At 68.3% G+C, this 20,724-nt stretch carries 22 protein-coding genes; 9 read left to right on the top strand and 13 right to left on the bottom strand.

What is annotated here, in order from left to right; all coding sequences use genetic code 11:
- Window positions 1-159: 159 nt before the first annotated feature.
- Window positions 160-825 carry a hypothetical protein gene (locus tag BSE24067_RS09275; RefSeq protein ID WP_151066021.1) on the bottom strand — a complete coding sequence of 222 codons (666 nt, stop codon included), beginning with the start codon at window positions 823-825 and terminating at the stop codon, window positions 160-162.
- Complete coding sequence (locus tag BSE24067_RS09270; protein WP_151066022.1) at window positions 822-2,228, bottom strand: selenium-binding protein SBP56-related protein; 1,407 nt, start codon at window positions 2,226-2,228, stop codon at window positions 822-824. The genes BSE24067_RS09275 and BSE24067_RS09270 overlap by 4 nt, the downstream gene beginning before the upstream one ends.
- Window positions 2,229-2,778: 550 nt before the next feature.
- Between BSE24067_RS09270 and msrA the strand changes: the two genes are divergently transcribed.
- Complete coding sequence (msrA, locus tag BSE24067_RS09265; RefSeq protein WP_151066023.1) at window positions 2,779-3,339, top strand: peptide-methionine (S)-S-oxide reductase MsrA; 561 nt, start codon at window positions 2,779-2,781, stop codon at window positions 3,337-3,339.
- Window positions 3,340-3,488: 149 nt separating this feature from the next.
- On the opposite strand, the gene BSE24067_RS09260 is transcribed toward msrA, so the two are convergent.
- From BSE24067_RS09260 to pdxH, 5 genes are all read right to left on the bottom strand, one after another.
- Window positions 3,489-3,725 (bottom strand): hypothetical protein, encoded by a 237-nt coding sequence (locus BSE24067_RS09260; protein WP_151066024.1) that lies wholly within the window; start codon window positions 3,723-3,725, stop codon window positions 3,489-3,491.
- A complete protein-coding gene (locus BSE24067_RS32945; RefSeq protein ID WP_208455058.1) occupies window positions 3,722-4,105 on the bottom strand; it encodes a DUF2778 domain-containing protein in 384 nt (127 codons plus the stop codon). Before BSE24067_RS32945 ends, BSE24067_RS09260 begins: the two co-directional genes overlap by 4 nt.
- Before the next feature lie 430 nt (window positions 4,106-4,535).
- Window positions 4,536-5,840 carry a DUF72 domain-containing protein gene (locus BSE24067_RS09250; protein ID WP_151066025.1) on the bottom strand — a complete coding sequence of 435 codons (1,305 nt, stop codon included), beginning with the start codon at window positions 5,838-5,840 and terminating at the stop codon, window positions 4,536-4,538.
- Window positions 5,841-5,863: 23 nt separating this feature from the next.
- A complete protein-coding gene (locus BSE24067_RS09245) occupies window positions 5,864-7,084 on the bottom strand; it encodes an SAM-dependent methyltransferase (protein WP_151066026.1) in 1,221 nt (406 codons plus the stop codon).
- A 130-nt stretch (window positions 7,085-7,214) separates the two neighbouring features.
- A complete protein-coding gene (gene pdxH / locus BSE24067_RS09240) occupies window positions 7,215-7,859 on the bottom strand; it encodes a pyridoxamine 5'-phosphate oxidase (RefSeq protein WP_151066027.1) in 645 nt (214 codons plus the stop codon).
- A gap of 128 nt (window positions 7,860-7,987) precedes the next feature.
- Here pdxH and tcdA point away from each other — a divergent pair, with 128 nt between their 5' ends.
- Entirely contained in the window at window positions 7,988-8,845 is an 858-nt protein-coding gene (gene tcdA / locus BSE24067_RS09235) for a tRNA cyclic N6-threonylcarbamoyladenosine(37) synthase TcdA (RefSeq protein ID WP_151066028.1), read from the top strand.
- A gap of 108 nt (window positions 8,846-8,953) precedes the next feature.
- On the opposite strand, the gene trxA is transcribed toward tcdA, so the two are convergent.
- Together trxA and BSE24067_RS09225 are read right to left on the bottom strand one after the other, a co-directional pair.
- Entirely contained in the window at window positions 8,954-9,802 is an 849-nt protein-coding gene (gene trxA / locus BSE24067_RS09230; protein WP_151066029.1) for a thioredoxin, read from the bottom strand.
- A 52-nt stretch (window positions 9,803-9,854) separates the two neighbouring features.
- Window positions 9,855-10,736, bottom strand: coding sequence for a pirin family protein (locus tag BSE24067_RS09225; protein ID WP_151066030.1), 882 nt, complete (start codon window positions 10,734-10,736; stop codon window positions 9,855-9,857).
- A gap of 289 nt (window positions 10,737-11,025) precedes the next feature.
- On the opposite strand from BSE24067_RS09225, the gene BSE24067_RS09220 reads away from it, so the two are divergent.
- Window positions 11,026-11,904: an EamA family transporter gene (locus tag BSE24067_RS09220; protein WP_174904737.1), complete on the top strand. Its 879-nt coding sequence runs from the start codon at window positions 11,026-11,028 to the stop codon at window positions 11,902-11,904.
- A 58-nt stretch (window positions 11,905-11,962) separates the two neighbouring features.
- On the opposite strand, the gene BSE24067_RS09215 is transcribed toward BSE24067_RS09220, so the two are convergent.
- Together BSE24067_RS09215 and tsaE are read right to left on the bottom strand one after the other, a co-directional pair.
- Complete coding sequence (locus BSE24067_RS09215; RefSeq protein WP_151066032.1) at window positions 11,963-13,498, bottom strand: N-acetylmuramoyl-L-alanine amidase; 1,536 nt, start codon at window positions 13,496-13,498, stop codon at window positions 11,963-11,965.
- Window positions 13,480-14,031 carry a tRNA (adenosine(37)-N6)-threonylcarbamoyltransferase complex ATPase subunit type 1 TsaE gene (gene tsaE, locus BSE24067_RS09210; RefSeq protein ID WP_151066033.1) on the bottom strand — a complete coding sequence of 184 codons (552 nt, stop codon included), beginning with the start codon at window positions 14,029-14,031 and terminating at the stop codon, window positions 13,480-13,482. Before tsaE ends, BSE24067_RS09215 begins: the two co-directional genes overlap by 19 nt.
- 17 nt (window positions 14,032-14,048) lie before the next feature.
- Between tsaE and queG the strand changes: the two genes are divergently transcribed.
- Genes queG through xerD form a run of 3 tightly spaced genes read left to right on the top strand, consistent with a single transcriptional unit; the run spans window position 14,049 to window position 16,788 of the window.
- A complete protein-coding gene (gene queG, locus BSE24067_RS09205) occupies window positions 14,049-15,284 on the top strand; it encodes a tRNA epoxyqueuosine(34) reductase QueG (protein WP_151066034.1) in 1,236 nt (411 codons plus the stop codon).
- A 53-nt stretch (window positions 15,285-15,337) separates the two neighbouring features.
- Window positions 15,338-15,808: a methylated-DNA--[protein]-cysteine S-methyltransferase gene (locus BSE24067_RS09200; protein ID WP_151066035.1), complete on the top strand. Its 471-nt coding sequence runs from the start codon at window positions 15,338-15,340 to the stop codon at window positions 15,806-15,808.
- Entirely contained in the window at window positions 15,805-16,788 is a 984-nt protein-coding gene (gene xerD, locus BSE24067_RS09195; RefSeq protein WP_151066036.1) for a site-specific tyrosine recombinase XerD, read from the top strand. The genes BSE24067_RS09200 and xerD overlap by 4 nt, the downstream gene beginning before the upstream one ends.
- 57 nt (window positions 16,789-16,845) lie before the next feature.
- On the opposite strand, the gene BSE24067_RS09190 is transcribed toward xerD, so the two are convergent.
- Window positions 16,846-18,408, bottom strand: a complete 1,563-nt coding sequence (locus BSE24067_RS09190) for a class I adenylate-forming enzyme family protein (RefSeq protein ID WP_151066037.1) — start codon at window positions 18,406-18,408, stop codon at window positions 16,846-16,848.
- Window positions 18,409-18,515: 107 nt separating this feature from the next.
- Between BSE24067_RS09190 and BSE24067_RS09185 the strand changes: the two genes are divergently transcribed.
- From BSE24067_RS09185 to plsY, 3 genes are all read left to right on the top strand, one after another.
- Window positions 18,516-18,686 carry a hypothetical protein gene (locus BSE24067_RS09185; protein ID WP_170297509.1) on the top strand — a complete coding sequence of 57 codons (171 nt, stop codon included), beginning with the start codon at window positions 18,516-18,518 and terminating at the stop codon, window positions 18,684-18,686.
- Window positions 18,683-19,174: an aminoacyl-tRNA deacylase gene (locus BSE24067_RS09180; protein ID WP_151066038.1), complete on the top strand. Its 492-nt coding sequence runs from the start codon at window positions 18,683-18,685 to the stop codon at window positions 19,172-19,174. The genes BSE24067_RS09185 and BSE24067_RS09180 overlap by 4 nt, the downstream gene beginning before the upstream one ends.
- A gap of 182 nt (window positions 19,175-19,356) precedes the next feature.
- A complete protein-coding gene (gene plsY / locus BSE24067_RS09175) occupies window positions 19,357-19,995 on the top strand; it encodes a glycerol-3-phosphate 1-O-acyltransferase PlsY (protein WP_151066039.1) in 639 nt (212 codons plus the stop codon).
- Window positions 19,996-20,129: 134 nt separating this feature from the next.
- Here the strand turns inward: plsY and BSE24067_RS09170 are convergent, their stop codons facing one another.
- Window positions 20,130-20,615: a YajQ family cyclic di-GMP-binding protein gene (locus tag BSE24067_RS09170; protein WP_014896235.1), complete on the bottom strand. Its 486-nt coding sequence runs from the start codon at window positions 20,613-20,615 to the stop codon at window positions 20,130-20,132.
- Between the last annotated feature and the right edge of the window lie 109 nt (window positions 20,616-20,724).

Here is a 20,724-nt window from a genome sequence, read left to right as displayed (position 1 = left end):
GCGGATCGCGGGCCGAGCGTGAGGTAGCGAACACTGGCGCGCGCTGCACGCAATCGTGCGGACGCTGTCGTTCCGTCGCGTTTTATTGGTGCGCGAACGCGGACCGATGAGCCGCGAGTGACGATCCGCCAACCATTTGTCTGCGGTCGCGCATCGCCTCTATCGCGCCGCCGCGAGCCCCAGCGCGAGCGCACCCGTCACGATCAGGCTCGACGCCCAGACCGCGTCGAGGTTGAACCAGCTCCGCGCGACGAACGTCAGCCCGAGATAGCGGTACACGAGCCACGCGAGCGTGCCGCCCGCGGCGATCATCGCCGCCGCATGCACGGCCGCGACGACGAGCGCCATGCCGAGATGCGCGTCGATGAGCGTGGCCGCCGCGCGATGACCGGCGTCGCCGTCGAGCCCGCACAGTCCAAGATAGATCGGCACCAGCATCAGCCCCGCGCCATGCGCGAGCGCGACCGCGAACGACCACAGCCCGAGCCGCGCGGGCGGAATCCGCGCGAGTGCGCGCGGGTGGCGCCGCCGGATCAGCAACACGGCGCCGAAGCCGATCACGAGCGCGCTCGCGCCGATCCGGATCGCCGTCTGCCACGCGAGCAGCGCGGCGAGCAGCCCGAACGGCAGCATCACCATGAACATCGCGAGCGCGTGCCCGAGCGCCAGATAGCCTAGCGCCGCGACGAGCGCGCCGCCGCGGCGCGTCATCAGCGCGTTCGATACCGCGAGCGGCCAGCCCATCGCCGGATTGAGCCCGTGATAGACGCCGCTCGCGAGCACCGCCGCCCACAGCGCGAGCGGCGCGGGAAGGCCGGTGCTCAACGCTTGACCGACGGATAGCAGAACGAGTCGGTCGAGCAGTCGCCGCCTTCGAGCCGGATCTGGTGCGCGCGATAGCCGTCGGGGAACTCGACCCAGTAATCGTCGGCGAGCGTCAGGCCGCCGTCAGGCCCCGCATGCGCGAGCACCTGCGCGGCCGGCACGCCGTCCGGATAGAACTGGTCGTCCCACGTGGAATACAGCGAGTTGGTCCAGTACACGCGGCGGCCGTCGCGGCTGATCTCGACCATCTGCGGGCCGCCCGCGAACGCACGGCCGTTCGTGTGCGGCGCACGGCGCACGATCCCGCCGATCCTGACCGATCCCGTGAGCGCCGGATGGTGCGGATCCGACACGTCGTACTGGCGCATCTCGCCGGTGCCCCAGCACGATACGTACAGGAAGCGGTCGTCGAGCGACAGGTCGATGTCGGTCACGAGCGGCGGCACCGCGCCGAAGCCCTTCAGCAGCGGCGGCAGCTCGTCGGCCGCGGCCGGTTCGGCAGGGATCGTCGCGGTCTTCTTCACATGGAACTGGCCGCCTTCGCGCCACCAGGTCCAGATCGATCCTTCGAGATTGGCCGTGTCGACCACGACGCCAACGAAGCCGTATTCGCGCACCGGATCGTGCGCGGGGCGCACCTCGAGCGCCATCTGGTGGTGCGCGCCGAGATCGATCGTCTGCACGTTGCGGCGCGCGCGCAGATCCCAGAAATGCAGCCGGTGGCCGTACCGGTTCGCGAGCAGGTCGTCCGGCACGATGCCGTTCTCGAACTGCGGCGGCAGCGCCCATTCGCTCGACACCATGTAGTCGCGCGGCAGGTTCCACCAGAAGTCGTAATGCTTGTCCTGCGGGCCGCGATCGATTTCCCAGCGGCCGAGCACGTCGAAGGTCTCGCAATCCATGATGAAGATGCCCGGCGCGCCGTCGGTGCCGTCCTTGCCGGCGCCGCCGAGCGTGCTCACGTAGATGCCCTCGGGGCCGCAGTGGACCGTGTGCGGCCGCGAGTAGCCGGTCTTCGCGAAGATTTCGTCGGGCTCGATGATCCTGTGGATGCGCGCCTGCGTCGGATGCGGCTTCGTGTCGACCACGTAGATGCGTGACGAACGCAGTCCGGGGATGATCAGGAAGCGGCGCTCGAGAAACGCGTGGCCGGTCAGCGGCGACAGCGACGACGAACACGCATTCCAGCCGAAGTGGTGAAACTCGTCGCCGGTGTTCGGCATCGTCACCGTGTGCACGATTTTTCCGTAGGTCGACGAGCCGGGTTTCACGTCGATCACGGCGAGCGCGTCGGGTCTGGAAAAATCGGGGCTCAGCAGCAATGTATACGCAAACTCCTCCGCCGGCGCCTGCATCGCGAGTTCCGGCGAAGCGTGAAAGGTCGGGTCAGGCCGCATGCTCATCGTGGTGCCTCTCTCGGTTGTATCGGATCACGGGCGCACGGCCGTTCGCTGCGGACGTGCGTGTCAGCGGATTGCGCGGCGGCCGCATGCGTTTGCGGCACGCGCGCTCGTGCATCAGGTCGGAAAAGCAGGAAAGCGGGGTGGACTGGATTGCCGCACTGCCGAGGCGGCAGGCTCGCGGCAACGCGACGGCGCGGCGGCGTGCGGGACACCGGCGGCCGGGCTGGCGACGCGGACGGAATCTGCGAATGCGTACATATCGATGTTCCGGCAGATGATGCTGGCATCAGGGCGGGCATGCATCGGACGCTGCGTGCAGCCGGACGGTATGCCGTCGCGGCGAAGCGTGCCTAAGTGTAGTCGAGAAACGCGCGTCAGGTCGGGCGCGGCACGCGCCGATCCTGCCGGATTCATGCGCGAGTGAGATACTTGAACGCGTGCCGCTTCGCGCCGGGCAACCGGGCAGCGGCGATACGGATCGGCGGCCCGGCGCGCGAGCGCGACGGTGCGACTGCGTGACGGCCGCCGTCATCAACGAGGTACACACTTCATGGGGAACGACATGCTTGAAACCGCGACGCTTGGCGGCGGGTGCTTCTGGTGCACGGAGGCCGTGTTCCTCGACGTCGACGGCGTGACGGCCGTCCAGTCGGGATACGCGGGCGGCCATACGCGCAATCCCGGCTATCGCGACGTGTGCGAAGGCGACACCGGGCACGCGGAGGTCGTGAACGTGACGTTCGATCCGGCACGCATCGGCTATCGCGAGATCCTCGAGATCTTCTTCGCGACGCACGACCCGACGCAGCTGAACCGGCAGGGCAACGACGTCGGCACGCAATACCGTTCGGTCGTGTTCACGCATTCGGACGAGCAGCGCGACATCGCGCTCGACGTGATTCGCGAACTGGAGCGCGAGCAGGTGTTCGGGCAGCCCATCGTCACGCAGGTCGTGCCGCTCGACGACAACTACTGGCCGGCCGAGGACTATCACCAGAACTATTACGCGCGCAATCCGGGGCAGGGCTATTGCTCGGTCGTGATCGGGCCGAAGCTCGCGAAATTCCGGCAGAAGTTCTCGCACCGGCTGAAGTCGCTGCGCGGTGGGTGAGCGGTACTTCGTAATCGGTTCATGCGTTGCGTTGCGTGGCAACGCAATGATGGTGGTTGGCCGTACGAAGAAGGTGAAGGGGGTCCAGCCCCGTGCGGTGGCGTGCCGATCGTCATGGTTAGCGCGCCACCGTTTGGCGAGCCGCCAAGTTATCTCTTTGTCGTCAAGGCCTTGGCGGCGATGCCCAGTATGGCCAACGAGACAAGCATGGAAATGGAAATCCTGATTGCCAACGCCATGAGATAGAAGTCGTTCATTGCATCTTCGCCATCGCCGCTGACATGTAGACGGTTGAAAACGAAATCCTCGACCAATCTATTCGGGATCAGCACGAAAGCGATGACCGACAGGCATGGAAAGATGATCGCAAAGCTCGGTTTTTTCATTTCACGTCACACTTGGCGAAGTCGGGAATGCCTTTGAGTTCCACGAAACCATAGGCCATCAGTCCTCTCCCGCCTGGAACGCCAACTTTTCTGGTTCGCAAGCGTGCATTCCTGAGGATTTGGAAGTCTGAATTTCGATAAAACGTAACGCATCCCCAGGATTCCCCTGTGCCATCGGTATTCAGCGGATGAAGCCTGAAGTTTCCTCTCTCGACTCCGTATACGTAGAGATGGTCGCCCATGGTCTGGGAGCTATAAAGGCCGAACCACTCCGCGTGGCGGCTTCTGTAAAAATTCATCAAGTCAATGACTTCGGCGCGGACCTGGTTGGCACGCGTTCCTGTCGGTCTGTCAACGATCCAGCAAGTTCCGGGGGGTATCGCCGCTTTTTAAATGTCGGAGCAATTTGGTTTATTTGCGTAGCGCCCAATCCCGGAAAGTACATCGAAAGTGCCCGCTCCGGGGCATTTCAATTTGACTGTTTTTCCGTCTTTGGAGAGGTCGTTGTAGTCCATCGTGCATATCTGCATATCGATTGGGGTCCTTTTCAACATGACTGGATGGCACTTCAGTCATTCGGCAGGCGCGACCCCGATCGTAGAATCGCTGTGTCGCTATTGGTATAGAAAGCTATGTGGCAATGGAGTCAATCGGGAAATCGGCCGAACGGATAGGCGTTTTGGTCAAGGCAGGCGGTGCGGTAAATAGAACAAGTCTTAAAAGTAGCGTTGTACGAGTGTCGGTGCAGGCCGATGGCGCCGGAGCCCACGCACAGGGCTTCAACACGTCGGCGACGCAAAGACTGCCGTCTTACGCCGCCTCGCTGCGCCAGTGCGCGCACGCGGCGGCGATCTCGCGCGCCAGCGCGATGCATGACAGCGGCGCGGACCCTTCCGCCTTGTTGTTGATCGTGATGATCACCGGCTGTCCGGCCAGCGCGTAGCGCGCGGCCAGCTCAGCGAGCGCCGAGCGCGTGGCCGGATCCTCGTCGACGAGCTTGTCGAACGGCTCGTACTTCGCCTTCGCCTGTTCGTACTTGAACCCGCCGTGCAGGCTCCAGCGCACAATCAGCGGGCCCGGCGCGTCGCCGTCGAGCAACGCGAGCGCGGCCGCCTGGCGCAGCGGGTCTGGCATCCGCGCATGCAGGCCGACGCAGTAGCGCACGCCGAGCGCGGCCAGCGCGCGGATGAAGCGCGGCGTGAGCAGGCACGCGTCGCGGATTTCGATCGCGTAGCGCGTGCCGTCGGCATCGGGCGGCAGCGGCGGCAGCGCCGCGAAGAACGCCGACAGCCGGTCGATCAGCGCCGCCGGTTCGGCGAGCAGTTGATCGGGCATCGGCGAAAACTGGAACACCAGCACGCCGGCCTTCTTGCCAAGCCCGTCGATGCACGGCTGCACGAACTCCTGCGTGGCGAGCTGCGCGTCGAGAAAGGTCGGGTTCGGGCCGGACGGCTCGCCGCGCCGGCCGCGCACGACCGCGTCGGTGACGGACGCCGGCGCCTTCACGACGAAACGGAAGTCGTCGGGCACCTGTTGCGCGTAGCGCAGGTAGTCGGCCACCGACAGCGGGCCGTAGAACGACCGGTCGAGGCTCACGCTTTTCAGCAGCGGATGTGCGCCGTACGCTTCAAGCCCTTCGCGCGACAGCTTCGTCTGCGCGAAATCGCCGTCGTAGACGATCCCGTTCCAGCCGGGGAAATACCACGACGACGTGCCGAGCCGCACGTTCGGCGGCAGCGCGGCCGCCGCGTCGGCGACTTCGGCGGACACCGGTGCGGGCGGCACGCCGCGCCGGCGCCGGCCTTTGGTCGGCGGCGTGGCGGGTGGGGACGGTTCGTCCCATAGCAGGCCGGAGGCGGGCGCCGGTTCCAGCTCGCGGTCCGGGGAAGGGCGGGATGCCGCGCGGCCGGCGCGCGCAGTTGCCTTCGCGAGGCGCGCGGCGCCGCGTTCGTCCGGCGTCATGTGCTCGCCGGCGCCTGCGGGGTGATCGTCGTCCGCGCGCGCGTCGCCGGGCGCGCCGAACAGGTCGAACTGCCCGTCGGCGTGCGACTCGTCCGGTTCGTCGCGCTGCTGTCGTTGCGGCGGCGCGTCGCGCCGCGTGCTGCCGTCACCCATGCATGCCCAGCGTCAAGTGCCGCCTAGCGCGGCAGCGGGTTTTCGTACATGTAGCGCCGCGACCACGGCAGCGTTTTCGCGCTGCGGCCGGCCTTGCGGCACACGATCTGGAAGATCGACACGTCGTCGTGCTCGAATGCATACGCGCAGCCGGCCAGATACACGCGCCAGATGCGGAATTTTTCGTCGTCGACGAGCGCCCGCGCCTGTTCCGCCTTCGCCTCGAAGTTCTCGGTCCAGATGTCGAGCGTGCGCGCATAGTGTCGCCGCAGGCTTTCGATGTCAATCGCCTCGAGTCCGCCGCGCTGCGCCGCTTCGAGCGCGAGGCTGATGTGCGGCAGCTCGCCGTCCGGGAACACGTAGCGGTCAATGAACTCGCCGCCGCCGAGCGCGGTCTCGCCGCTTTCCGCGTCGGTCGACGTGATCCCGTGGTTCATCGCGATCCCGTCGTCGGTCAGCAGCTCGCGGATGCGCGAGAAATAGAGCGGCAGGTTCTTGCGCCCGACGTGCTCGAACATCCCGACGCTCGTGATGCGATCGAACTGGCCGTCGACCTCGCGATAGTCCTGCAGGCGGATCTCGATCTTGTCCTCGAGCCCGGCCGCCTTCACGCGCGCGGTCGCGAGATCGAACTGGTTCTGCGACAGCGTCACGCCGAGACACGTCGCGCCGAACTTCTGCGCGGCGCGCAGCACGAGCGCGCCCCAGCCGCAGCCGATGTCGAGCAGGCGCTGGCCGGGCTCGAGCCGGATCTTGGTCAGGATGTGGTCGATTTTCTTGATCTGCGCGGTGGCCAGATCCTCGTCGCCGTTCTCGAAGTACGCGCACGAGTACACCATGTTCTCGTCGAGCCACAGCTGGTAGAACTCGTTCGAGACGTCGTAGTGGTACTGGATCGCCTTTTTGTCGCTGCTCTTCGTGTGGTTGAAGTAGCGCTTCACGCGCGCGAGCTTGCTTGCGCTCGTCACGGTGCTGCGCGCGAGCGAGTAGCCGATGTTGATGATGTCCGACAGCTTGCCTTCGATGTCGATCTTGCCTTTCACGTACGCCTCGCCGAGATTGTCGAGGCTCGGCTCGAGCAGCAGCGGCAGCGCGGACGCGCTGTTCACCTTCAGCGTGACCTGCGGCGCGCTGAAGGTGCCGAAATCGAGTTGATCGCCGTTCCACAGCACGAGGCGCGCCGGTATGTTCGCCTTCGCCCGTACTTCGTCCGCCCACTGTGCCAGCTTCTTTTCCCAGAACATTTGGATTCTCCGTTTGTTCGTTGGATCGAATACAGCCAAGTATCTTGACGGCGCCGGCCCTCGCGGGGCGGGCGCCCGGATGCAACACGTGACACGGCCGGCACGCGCCGGCGCCACTGCCGCGGCCGGCTTACGGCGACAGTCGCGAGATCGTCCAGCCCGACGCCGCGGCGGCGTCGCGCGTATAGAGCAGGCGATCGTGCAGCCGCGACGGGCGGCCTTGCCAGAACTCGATCGCGTCGGGCACGACGCGGTAGCCGCCCCAGTGCGGCGGGCGCGGCGGGTTCTCGCCGTAGCGCTCGGCGACGGCCTTCTCGCGCGCCTCGAGCGTCGCGCGGCTGTCGATCACCGCGCTCTGATCGGACGCCCACGCACCGATGCGCGAGCCGAGCGGGCGCGACGCGAAATAGCGGTCGCTTTCGTCGGCGCTGGTTTTCTCGATCCGGCCTTCGATACGCACCTGGCGCTCGAGCTCGATCCAGTAGAACAGCAGCGCCGCGTACGGATGCGCGGCGAGGTCGCGCCCCTTGCGGCTTTCGTAATTGGTAAAGAAGACGAACCCGCGTTCGTCGACGCCCTTGATGAGCACGATTCGGGCCGACGGCCGGCCGTCGTCGCCGACGGTGGCGAGCGTCATCGTGTTGGGCTCGGGGAGCTTGGCGTCGAGCGCCTCCTTGAACCAGCGATCGAATTGCGCGAACGGGTCGGGGGCGGCATCGGCTTCGTCGAGCGAAGCACGCGAATAGTTGATGCGGAGATCGGCGAGAGTCGTCATGTTATGCAAACGCTTCAATCTGGGGCCAGTATAGCGAACGCGCGGGAATCGTGCGCGCACAGTGGCGCGTGCCGGCAGGGAGTTCAGGCAAAATAGAGGGCTGCACGACTTACGTTTTCCTTGCTGCCATGTCCGCCGCCGACGCTGCCCCGCTCAGTTCCTCTGATCTTACCCCGACCCCGACGATCCAGCTTGACGTGGATCGCGAGCGCCGTTTCGGCGGCATCGCGCGGCTGTACGGCGCACCGGCGCTCGCCGCGTTCGAGCGCGCGCACGTGGCCGTGATCGGCATCGGCGGGGTCGGGTCGTGGACGGCCGAGGCGCTCGCGCGCAGCGCGATCGGCGCGCTGACGCTGATCGACCTCGACAACGTCGCGGAAAGCAATACGAACCGGCAGATCCACGCGCTCGACGGCAACTACGGCAAGCCGAAGGTCGACGCGATGGCCGAGCGCATCGCGCTGATCGATCCCGCGTGCCGCGTGAACCGGATCGAGGATTTCGCGGAACCGGACAATTTCGATGCGCTGCTCGGCGGTGGCTTCGACTACGTGATCGACGCGATCGACAGCGTGCGCACGAAGGTCGCGCTGATCGCATGGTGCGTCGCGAAAGGGCAGCCGCTCGTCACGGTCGGCGGCGCGGGCGGGCAGCTCGACCCGACGCGTATCCGCATCGACGATCTCGCGCTGACGATCCAGGATCCGCTGCTGTCGAAAGTGCGCGCGCAGCTGCGCAAGCAGCATGGCTTTCCGCGCGGGCCGAAGGCGCGCTTCAAGATCAGCGCCGTGTATTCGGACGAACCGCTGATCTATCCGGAAGCGGCCGCATGCGACATCGAGGACGGCGCGGAGCCGTCCACCGCCGCGCATGTCGCGGGGCTCAATTGTGCGGGGTTCGGTTCGAGCGTGTGCGTGACCGCGAGCTTCGGTTTCGCGGCGGCCGCGCATGCGCTGCGCGCGATCGCGGCGCGCGCTGCCGGCTGATCAAGGCGGCGTTCGACACAAGGGGAATGGTGCGGCGCGGCAGCTGCCGCCGCGCGCGACGGCGCGAACTGGCCAGGCCGCTGCGTGCGGCCCGGCGCGGTTAGGTGGTCAGTTGAGCGCCATGCTCAGCTTGCGCCGCCACGCGGCGACCAGTTCGGGCCGATCGCCGGCCAGCTCGAACACCGAAATCATCGTGCGGCGGCCGAGATCGTCGCCATACGAGCGGTCGCGCAACACGATTTCCAGCAACTGCTCGAGCGCGCCTTCGTAGGCGCGTCGCGCGATCAGGCTCTGCGCGAGGTCGAAGCGCGCGTCGAGATCGGCGGGATCGGCCGCGATGCGTGCTTCGAGCGCGTCGGTCGGCGGCAGATCGGCCGTCGCGTCGAGCGCGTCGAAACGGGTCTTGATCGCCTGATAGCGCGGATCGGCGCCTTGCACCGTCTGCGGCGACAGGCGCTCGGCCTCGGCGCGCGCGGCGTCCACGTCGTTGTGGGCGAGCAGCAGCTCGATCAGGTCGAGCCGCGCGTCGTCGAAACCGGGGTTCAGCGCGAGCGCGGCTTCGAGATGCGCGCGTGCATCGTCGTAGCGCGATTCGGCGATCGCATCTTGCGCGGCGCGGCGCTCGGCTTCGTCGGGCGCCGGCAGCAGCCGGTCGAGGAACGCGCGCAGCTGGCCTTCCGGCAGCACGCCGATGAACTGGTCGACCGGGCGCCCGTCCGCGAATGCGATCACGTGCGGGATGCTGCGCGTCTGGAAATGCGCGGCCAGCTCCTGGTTCTCGTCGACGTTCACCTTCACGAGCTTCCAGCGGCCTTCGTAGTCGGCTTCGAGCTTTTCGAGCAGCGGGCCGAGCGTCTTGCACGGGCCGCACCATGGCGCCCAGAAGTCGACCAGCACGGGCGTGTCCAGCGACGCCTCGATGACGTCTTTCTCGAAAGTGGCAAGCGTGGTGTCCATGTCGTTCTCTTCCGTTCGAATGTCGTCAGGGTTGGGGCGGCGCGCCCCTTTTTCAACGCGGCTTCGATTCGGGCAGCGGAATCCACTCGGTTTCGCCGGGCACCTTGCCCATTTCCTGGTTCGTCCACGCCCGCTTCGCGCGCTCGATCGCGTCGCGGCTGCTCGCGACGAAATTCCATTCGATGAAGCGCTCGCCGTCGATCTTGTCGCCGCCCAGCAGCATCGCGCGTGCGCCGTTGCTGCTCGCGAGCGTGACGGTCGCGCCCGGCGCGAGTACGGCCATCTGCTCGGCCGGCACCGGCGTGCCGTCGATCGTCAGGTCGCCGTCGACCACGTAGACCGCGCGTTCCTGGTGCGACGCATCGAGCTCGACGCTGCCGCCGGCCGAGAATTCGGCGGCGACGTACAGCGTGCGCGAGAACGTCGTGACGGGCGAGCGCAGGCCGAACGCGTCGCCGGCGATCACCGTCAGCGCGACGCCGTGGTCGTGACGCTTGGGCAGCGTGTCGGCCGGGTGGTGCTCGAACGACGGCTCGGTGGTTTCGTGCGCGACCGGCAGCGCGACCCAGGTCTGGATCCCGTGCACGGTATGGCCGCTCGCGCGTTGCGCGTCGGGCGTGCGCTCCGAATGCACGATCCCGCGGCCGGCCGTCATCCAGTTCACGTCGCCGGGCACGATCTCCTGCCGCGAGCCGAGGCTGTCGCGGTGCAGGATCGCGCCGTCGAACAGGTAAGTGACGGTCGCGAGCCCGATGTGCGGATGCGGGCGCACGTCGAGCCCGGTGCCGGCCGGCAGCGCCGCGGGGCCCATGTGATCGAAGAAGATGAACGGGCCGACGAGGCGTGCGGCGAGCGCGGGCAGCGTGCGGCGCACCTGCAGGTTGCCGATGTCGCGGACGTGCGGCTTCAGCAGGGCTTTGATCGGAGCGGTCATGGCGGGCCTCGTGGGGAACGGCTGGTCTGCCGGTCATTGTACTGGCGGCACGGCGGCGGCGCGACGCGCGTGACGGGGAACGCGCGGGGGAACGCGCGCGTCGCGGGATGTGGCCGCGGCCGGCATGCGTCGTGCGGTGCGCGCTGGCGGCGCGCTGCTGCGCCCGTTGTTGCGCACACCGCTGCGCCCGCGCCGATTCCATTCTCGCCGCGCGGGTATCGGGCCGCGCGGCGAAACCCGGTAGACTGACCGGCTTCACAATCATTCGACAATCGAGGAGACGCCGATGATGGCCCCGAAGGATCTGCTGCTCGCGCTGGTCGTGATCCTGGCGTGGGGCGTGAACTTCGTCGTGATCAAGGTCGGCCTGCACGGCATGCCGCCGATGCTGCTCGGCGCGCTGCGCTTCACGCTCGCGGCGGTGCCCGCGGTGTTCTTCGTGCGTCGCCCGCAGATTCCGTGGCGCATGCTGCTGCTGTACGGCGCGACGATCCAGCTCGGCCAGTTCGTGTTCCTGTTTACGGGCATGTACGTCGGCATGCCGGCCGGCCTCGCGTCGCTCGTGCTGCAGTCGCAGGCGTTCTTCACGCTCGTGTTCGCGATGCTGTTCCTCGGCGAGCGGCTGCGCGTGCAGAACCTGATCGGCCTCGCGATCGCCGCGGCCGGGCTCGTCGTGATCGCCGTGCAGGGCGGCAGCGCGATGACGCTCGCGGGTTTCCTGCTGACCATCGGCTCGGCCGCGATGTGGGCGTTCGGCAATATCGTCACGAAGAAGGTCGGCAACGCGAACCTGGTGTCGCTCGTCGTGTGGGCGAGCCTCGTGCCGCCGGTGCCGTTCTTCGCGCTGTCGCTGTGGTTCGAGGGCCCGCAGCGGATCGGCGCCGCGCTCGCCGGGCTCGACCGCGCATCGATCTTCGCGGTCGTGTATCTCGCGTTCGTCGCGACGCTGGTCGGCTACGGGTTGTGGAGCCGCCTGATGTCGCGCTATCCGGCCGCGCAGGTCGCGCAGTTCTCGCTGCTGGTGCCGATCGTCGGGCTCGCGTCGTCGGCGCTGCTGCTCGACGAGCATCTGAGCCGCGCGCAGCTGATCGGCGCGGCGCTGGTGATGGCCGGCCTCGCGGTGAACGTGTTCGGCGGGAAGCTGATACGCCGCTTCGCGGCGTCGTGACGCGCCGGCACGCGGCGCGTGCCGGCGGCGCGGGAGCGGGTGGTCGCGCGCGCGGCCGTCAGGCCATCCGGTTCTTCGCGAGCGGCGGATTCGCGGCGAAGTAGCGCTTGATGCCGCGGAAGATCGCGTCGGCCATTTCGTCGCGATAGCTGTCGTCGTTGAGCCGGCGCTCTTCGTCCGGATTGCTGATGAACGCGGTCTCGACGAGGATCGACGGAATGTCGGGCGCCTTCAGCACCGCGAACCCGGCCTGCTCGACCGAGCCCTTGTGCAGCTTGTTGATGCCGCCGACTTCCTTCAGCACGTAGTTGCCGTAGCGCAGCGAATCGCGGATCTGCGCGGTCGTCGACATGTCGAACAGCGCGCGGCTCACGGCCGCGTCCTGCGTCTTGATGTTGATGCCGCCGATCAGGTCGGACGCGTTTTCCTTGTTCGCGAGCCAGCGCGCGGCCGCGCTCGACGCACCGTGATCCGACAGCGCGAACACCGACGAGCCGCGCGCGGACGGCGTCGTGAACGCATCTGCGTGAATCGACACGAACAGGTCGGCGCCGACGCGGCGCGCCTTCTGCACGCGCACGTTCAGCGGCACGAAGAAGTCGGCGTCGCGCGTCATCATCGCGCGCATGTTCGGCGCGCCGTCGATCTTCGCGCGCAGCTTCTTCGCGATGTCGAGCGCGATGTGCTTTTCATACGTGCCGCCGCCGCCGATCGCACCGGGATCCTCGCCGCCGTGGCCCGGATCGATCGCGACCGTCAGCAGGCGCACGGTGCCGCTCTTGCCGGACTTCGGCGCGGTGAACTTGTAGGTGTCGCCGTCGTCGTCGCTGTCGTCGCGGCGCGCGATGACGGGCGGCGGCTTCACGGCCGGCTTCGCGGGCGCCGACGGCGTGGCCGCGGCCGGCGGCGTGCGCGGCGTGGACGGGGTCGCCGGCGTGTTCTGCGCGAAGCGCTGGAAGAACGCGTCGCTGTTGTCGGCCGCGGAAGGCGGCGGCGTGGCCGGGCCCGCGAGCGCGGTCGGCGGCTGCATCTGCTGCGCGCGCGCGGTGTCGTTGAGCGCCTGTTCCTTGCGCTCCGTCTGCGCGATCAGGTCGGTCAGCGGATCGGGCGCGACGGCCGGATACAGGTCGAACACGAGCCGGTACTTGTAGGTGCCCACCGGCGGCAGCGTGAACACCTGCGGCTTCACCGAACCCTTCAGGTCGAACACCATCCGCACGACGTGCGGCTGATACTGGCCGACGCGCACCGACTGGATCTGCGGATCGTTCGGCGCGATCTTCGACACGAGGTCGCGCAGCGCCTGGTCGAGCTCGAGGCCGGTCAGGTCGACGACGAGCCGGTCGGGCGCCTGCAACAGCTGTTGGCTATTCTGCAGCGGCTGGTCGGATTCGATCGTGACGCGCGTGTAATCGCGGGCGGGCCACACGCGCACGCCGAGCACCGACGACGCATGCGCGAGGCGCGGCGCGGCGAGGCCGAGCACCAGCGTCGACGCGCCCGCGCGCAGGATCTGGCGGCGCCGCCAGTTGTGCGTCGCGGTGGCCGCCGATTCGATCGAGCGGAACGGTTTGATCAACATCTTTCGAGACATGCCTTTCCTGAAGCGCTGTACGCCCGGACGGTGAGGGCGCGGCCGTCGCCGTCCACGTCGAGCGAGAAAACCAGATCGGGCACGCCGAGCAGGGCGCCCGCCTGTTGCGGCCATTCGACGAGACAGATCGCGCTGGAATTGAAATATTCGCGAAAGCCTGCATCGGACCATTCGGCCGGATCGTTGAATCGGTACAGATCGAAGTGATAGACCTCGAGTTCCCCGTCGTCGCGTGCGAACGCATACGGTTCGACCAGCGTGTAGGTCGGACTGCGCACGCGCCCCGCATGGCCGAGGCCGCGCAGGATCGCGCGCACGAGAGTCGTCTTGCCCGCACCGAGATCGCCGAGCAGCTGGATCTGCAGCCCGTCGAACGCGTGCGCGCGGGCGAGTGCGGTGCGCGCCGCATCGAGCGCGTGCGCGAAGCGGGTGCCGAAGGCTTCGGTCGCCGCTTCGTCGGCGAGCGCGATCACGCGTTCCGCGAGCGGGGCAGGCAGCGTGTCGGCATGACGCGTATGGGACGTGGCTGGCATTCTCGTAAAATAGTGCGATGAACCGATTACCGGAACTCGCCGCATCCGACACCCCTTCGACTCGTGCCGAAGGCGCGGCGCCGTGCGCGCTCGATGATGCGACGTTGACCGCGCTCGCCGCTCGCATCAGGGCGTGGGGGCGCGAATTGGGTTTCGGGGCAATCGGCATCAGCGATACCGATCTCTCGGATGCCGAAGCGGGCCTCGCCGCCTGGCTGGAAGCCGGGTACCACGGCGAAATGGATTATATGGCCAAACACGGGATGAAACGCGCGCGGCCGGCCGAACTTGTGGCCGGTACGCGACGCGTGATTTCCGCGCGGCTCGCGTATCTGCCGGCCGAAACGCTCGCCGCCGACGCGGTCGCTGTGTCGTCCGGCGCGCTCGTGCCGCACGACTGGCGCGCACGCGAGCGGGCGCGCGTCGACGATCCGCAGGCGGCCGTCGTGTCGATCTACGCACGCGGCCGCGACTATCACAAGGTGCTGCGCAACCGGCTGCAGACGCTCGCCGAGCGCATCGAGCGCGAGATCGGCGGCTTCGGCTACCGCGTGTTCACCGATTCGGCGCCGGTGCTCGAGGTCGAGCTCGCGCAGAAAGCCGGCGTCGGCTGGCGCGGCAAGCACACGTTGCTGCTGCAGCGCGACGCGGGCTCGCTGTTCTTCCTCGGCGAGATCTACGTCGACATTCCGCTGCCGACCGATGCGCAAACGGCGCCCGACACCGCGCCCGAGGCGCCCGGCGCGCACTGCGGCAGCTGCACGCGCTGCATCGACGCGTGCCCGACCGGCGCGATCGTCGAACCGTATCGCGTCGACGCGCGCCGCTGCATCTCGTATCTGACGATCGAACTGAAGGGCAGCATTCCCGAACCGCTGCGGCCGCTGATCGGCAACCGCGTGTACGGCTGCGACGACTGCCAGCTCGTGTGTCCGTGGAACAAGTTCGCGCAGGCCGCGCCGGTCGCCGATTTCGACGTGCGGCACGGGCTCGATCGCGCGACGCTCGTCGAGCTGTTCGGCTGGGATGCCGACACGTTCGACACGCGGATGCAGGGCAGCGCGATCCGGCGCATCGGCCATGAAAGCTGGCTGCGCAATCTCGCGGTCGGGCTCGGCAATGCGCTGCGCGCGCCGGCCGATCGGCTCGCGCCGGATGCGCGCGGCGCGATCGTCGCCGCGTTGCGCGCGCGCGCCGACGATCCTTCGCCGGTCGTGCGCGAGCATGTCGAATGGGCGCTGCGTGCCGCGTGAAGGCGGCGTAAAGTGTCGGCGGCGCCGCACGTTTCACCGGTAAGGAGAACCTCATGTTCAACGCAGTCATCGACGCGCCGTTCGGCAAGGTCGGCATTCGGACCGACGGCGCGGTGGTGCGCGAGATCGTCTATCTGCCCGAATCGGCCCGGTCGGTCGAGCCCGATTCGCCGCTCGCGAAGCGCGCGGTCGAGCAGATCGAACGGTATTTCGAGCGCGCGTCGGCGCGCTTCGACCTGCCGCTCGCCGACGTCGGCAGCGCGTTCCAGCATCGCGTGTGGGACGTGATCAGCGACATTCCGCCGGGCACCGTGCTGACGTACGGGCAGGTCGCGAAGCGCATCGGCAGCGCGCCGCGCGCGGTCGGCCAGGCGTGCGGCGCGAACTATTTCCCGCTCGTGATTCCATGCCACCGCGTCGTCGCGGCGGGCGGCCTCGGGGGCTTCGCCAACCACGACGACGGTGGCTATTACCAGAAAGTGAAGCGCTGGCTGCTCGCGCACGAGGGTGTGCCGTACAAATGAGCGAACCGTTGCTGTCCCCCGATTCCGATCCCCGTCCCGTGGCCGACGCGGCCGACGCGGCGGACCACACGACCGCGTCGTCGCCCGCGCTCATCGCGAGCCGTGCGTCGATCGACGTGTTCTGCGACGCGCTCTGGCTCGAGCACGGGCTCGCGCGCAACACGCTCGATGCGTACCGGCGCGATCTGGTGCTGTTTTCGCAATGGCTGGCCGCGACGCACGACGCGCCGCTCGACTCGGCCGACGAAGCGATGGTGACCGGCTACATCGCCGCGCGCAGCGACGGCAAGGCGACGTCGTCGAACCGGCGGCTGTCGGTGTTTCGCCGCTATTACGGCTGGGCCGTGCGCGAGCATCGCGCGAACGCGGATCCGACGCTGCGGATCACGTCGGCGAAACAGGGCGCGCGGTTCCCGTCGACGCTGTCGGAGGCGCAGGTCGAGGCGCTGCTCGGCGCGCCCGACGTCGCGACGCCGCTCGGCCTGCGCGATCGGACGATGCTGGAGCTGATGTATGCGAGCGGACTGCGCGTGAGCGAGCTCGTCACGCTGAAGACGGTCGAGGTCGGGCTCAACGAAGGCGTCGTGCGCGTGATGGGCAAGGGCTCGAAGGAACGGCTCGTGCCGTTCGGCGAAGTCGCGCACGGCTGGATCGAGCGCTATTTGCGCGACGCGCGGCCCGCGCTGCTCGGCGCGCGCGCGGCCGACGCGCTGTTCGTGACCGCGCGCGGCGACGGGATGACGCGCCAGCAGTTCTGGAACATCATCAAGCGCCACGCACGCGAGGCCGACGTGCGTGCGCACCTGTCGCCGCATACGCTGCGGCACGCGTTCGCGACGCACCTGCTGAATCACGGCGCCGACCTGCGCGTCGTGCAACTGCTGCTCGGCCACAGCGACATCTCGACCACGCAGATCTACACGCACGTCGCGCGCGAACGGTTGAAGACGCTGCACGCGCAGCATCACCCGCGCGGGTAGGTTCACGCGGCGCGTGCGCCGGCTTGCGCACGACGAGGCCGCCGCCGGCGCCGCGCGTTACACGAGCTCGCGCAACTTGTGCTTCAGCACCTTGCCGGTCGATGCGGCCGGCAGCGCGTCGAGCACGCGGATGCGCGCAGGACGCTTGTAAGGCGCGAGCCGTTCCGCGCACCACGCGTGGAGCGTCGCCTCCGTCGCCGTCGCGCCCGGCACCAGCTCGACGAACGCGAGCACTTCCTCGTTGCCCTCGACCGCACGGCCGACGACGGCCGCCTGCACGACGTCCGCGTGCGCGTTCAGCACCTGTTCGACCTCGACCGGATACACGTTGAAGCCCGAGCGGATGATCAGTTCCTTGCTGCGGCCCGCGATCGTCACCGAGCCGTCGGCGTCCTGCCGCGCGAGATCGCCGGTGGCGAGCCAGCCGTCCGGCGACACGGCCGCGCGCGTCGCCTCGGCGTTGCGGTAGTAGCCGATCATCACGTTCGGCCCGCGCACGCGGATTTCGCCGACTTCGCCGCGCGGCACGTCGGTGCCGTCCGGTGCGACGATCCGCATCTCCACGCCGGGGATCGGCACGCCGACCGAGCAGTCGGTTCGCGGTGCGTCGAGCGGCGTTTGCGTGATCGTCGGGCTGCTTTCGGTCATTCCGTAGCCGTTGTGCAGCGGTACGCCGTACACGCGTTCGACGCGCGCCTTCAGGTCGGCATCGAGCGGCGAGCCGCCCGAATACGCGAAGCGCAGCCGCGGCGCACGCCATGCATGCGCGTGCGTGTGCAGGTGCTCGAGCAGCTTCGCATGCATCGCGGGCACGCCCTGGAAGATCGTCACGCCTTCGTCGGCGAGCGCGACGCGCACGGCCTCCGGCGAGAAGCGCGGCGCGAGCCGCAGCGTCGCGCCCGCGTACAGGCTGCCGAGGCACACCGATGCAAGCCCGTACACGTGCGACACCGGCAGCACCGTATAGACGACGTCGTCGGGCGACACGCGGCGCAGTGCGCTCGACGTCGCCGCGATGAACAGCAGGTTGCGATGCGACAGCATCACGCCCTTCGGCGTGCCGGTCGTGCCGGTCGTGTAGATCAGCGCCGCGCATTGCGCGGCGCCGTCGGCCGCGACCGGTTCGCCCGGCGCGCTTGCGTCGACGTGGTGCGACCACGCGCCGATGTCGACGGGTAGCGCATCGGCTGCCGTCGCGACGTAACGCGCGGCGTGCGCACGCGCATCGGGCGACGCTTCCGTCGCGAAGGCGATCAGCTTCGGGCGCGCATGTGCGGCGATCGCATCGAGCTCACCGGCCGACAGCCGCGCATTCGACATGAGCGCCCATGCGTCGACGCGCGCGGCCGCGAACAGCAGCACGATCTGCGCGATGCTGTTTTCCGCGACGATCATCACGCGATCGCCGCCGCGCACGCCGAGGTGCGTGAGCCGTTCGGCGGCCGTGTCGACGGCCTGCGCGAGTTCTCCGTACGACAGCCGGCGCGCGTCCTCGATCAGCGCCGGATACGCCGGTGCATGCGCGGCCCGGCGGGCGGGCACGTCGGCGATGCGGCCGGGCAATGCGGCAAGAAGCGCCGCGACGTCGAGCGGCGTGGCTGAGCGGGCAGGGGCGGTCATGGCGTCTCCAGAAGAAGGGCCGGGCAACGGCGCGGCGCGATTTGCGAACGATCGTGCCATGACGGCGCGCGCGCCACAATCGGCCAATCGGGCAATAGCGCTTCGCGATGTCCGCAACGATGATGGAGCCGCGCGTCGCGATGAAGGACGCGAGCCCGCGCGGCAAAGAGGGCCGCGAGTATACCGCCCGCGCAGCCGGCTGCCGCGAACACCGCGCGGTGCACGACCGCGCGATCGTGGCCGCCCGCCGGTCGTTCGCCATTAAAATGCCGCCATGAGCAAATCCAGACACGTGTCCGAGACACCCGCGACCCAGCTGCTGCGCCGCCACGGCGTCGCGTTCGGCGAGCATCCGTACGATTACGTCGAGCACGGCGGCACCGGCGAGTCCGCGCGCCAGCTCGGCGTCGACGAACACTGCGTCGTGAAGACGCTCGTGATGGAAGACGAGCACGCGAAGCCGCTGATCGTGCTGATGCACGGCGACCGCACGGTCTCGACCAAGAATCTCGCACGGCAGATCGGCGCGAAGCGCGTCGAGCCGTGCAAGCCCGACGTCGCGAACCGCCATTCCGGCTATCTGGTCGGCGGCACGTCGCCGTTCGGCACGCGCAAGGCGATGCCCGTGTACGTGGAGTCGACGATCCTCGAATTGCCGACGATCTACCTGAACGGCGGCCGCCGCGGCTATCTCGTCAGCGTCGCGCCCGCGGTGCTCACGACGCTGCTCGGCGCGACGCCCGTGCAGTGCGCGAGCGTCGACTGAGGGTTTCACCTTCGTGGCAGGCCGCGCCCGTTCGGTAGAATGGGCGCCGTTTCGGCCGGTCGGCCCGCGCGGCCGGCCGTCACGGCCAGCCGGCGGTTCGTCGCGGCGGCGCCCGCCGCAACCGGCCGGGATGCCGCGCCCGGCCGCCCCTTCACCGATACGTTGAAAGAAGAGTTCTCCGCATGCAGATCCTGCTCGCCGCAGTTGTTGCCTACCTGATCGGTTCGGTGTCGTTCGCCGTCGTCGTCAGCGCCGCGATGGGCCTGGCCGATCCCCGTTCGTACGGGTCGAAGAATCCCGGCGCGACCAACGTGCTGCGCAGCGGCAACAAGAAGGCCGCGATCCTGACGCTCGTCGGCGACGCGTTCAAGGGCTGGCTCGCCGTGTGGCTCGCGCGGCACTTCGGGCTGTCCGACGTTGCCGTCGCATGGGTCGCGATCGCCGTGTTCCTCGGCCACCTGTATCCGGTGTTCTTCCGCTTCCAGGGCGGCAAGGGCGTCGCGACCGCGGCCGGCGTGCTGCTCGCCGTACATCCGGTGCTCGGCCTCGCGACCGCGCTGACCTGGCTGATCGTCGCGTTCTTCTTCCGCTATTCGTCGCTCGCGGCGCTGGTCGCCGCCGTGTTCGCACCGGTGTTCGACGTGTTCCTGTTCGGCACCGGCCACAATCCGATCGCATGGGCCGTGCTCGCGATGAGCATGCTGCTCGTGTGGCGTCACCGCGGCAACATCTCGAAGCTGCTGGCGGGGCAGGAGAGCCGGATCGGCGACAAGAAGAAGGCGGCGGCCGACGGCGGCGCGCAGGACGGCGGGAAGGCTTGAGAAAGGCGCCGCTGCATGACCCGGCCGCCGGGGCGCCGCCGCCTGCGCGGCCCGGCAGCGCGGGATGACCGATCGAGGGCGCGACCGGCGGCGCGAGCGGCCGCTCGACCGGCCGCTCGATCGACGCGGGTCGATCAGTCGCGGAAGTTGTTGAAGTCGAGCGGGGTGTCGGTCACGTCCTTGCGCAGCATCGCGATCACGCTTTGCAGGTCGTCGCGCTTGGTGCCGGCCACGCGCACCGCGTCGCCCTGGATGCTCGCCTGCACCTTGATCTTGCTGTCTTTCACGAGCCTGACGATCTTCTTCGCGAGGTCGCCCGTCACGCCCTTCTTCACGGTGACGACCTGCTTGACCTTGTCGCCGCCGATCTTCTCGACCTTGCCGTAGTCGAGGAAGCGCACGTCGACGTTGCGCTTCGCGAGCTTGTTGATCAGCACGTCCTTGACCTGGCCGAGCTTGAAATCGTCGTCGGCGAACAGCGTCAGCTCGCGCTCCTTCTGCTCGACGCGCGCGTCGGAGCCCTTGAAGTCGAAGCGCGTCGAAATTTCCTTGTTCGACTGCTCGATGGCGTTCTTCACTTCGATCATGTTCGCTTCGGAAACGACGTCGAACGATGGCATGGCATTCTCCCTTGAGGTGCGGGCGCCCGGCTCGCGCGCGGGCACTCGCTATAATTGCGGACTGTTTGCCATTTTACCGATGCCCCTCCGTTTGCCCAAGGCCGGCCGC

The sequence above is a fragment of the Burkholderia latens genome (assembly GCF_902499045.1).
GTDB lineage: Bacteria > Pseudomonadota > Gammaproteobacteria > Burkholderiales > Burkholderiaceae > Burkholderia > Burkholderia latens.
Note: the sequence above shows the minus strand (reverse complement) of the source record. Positions and strands in the feature narration are given on the sequence as shown.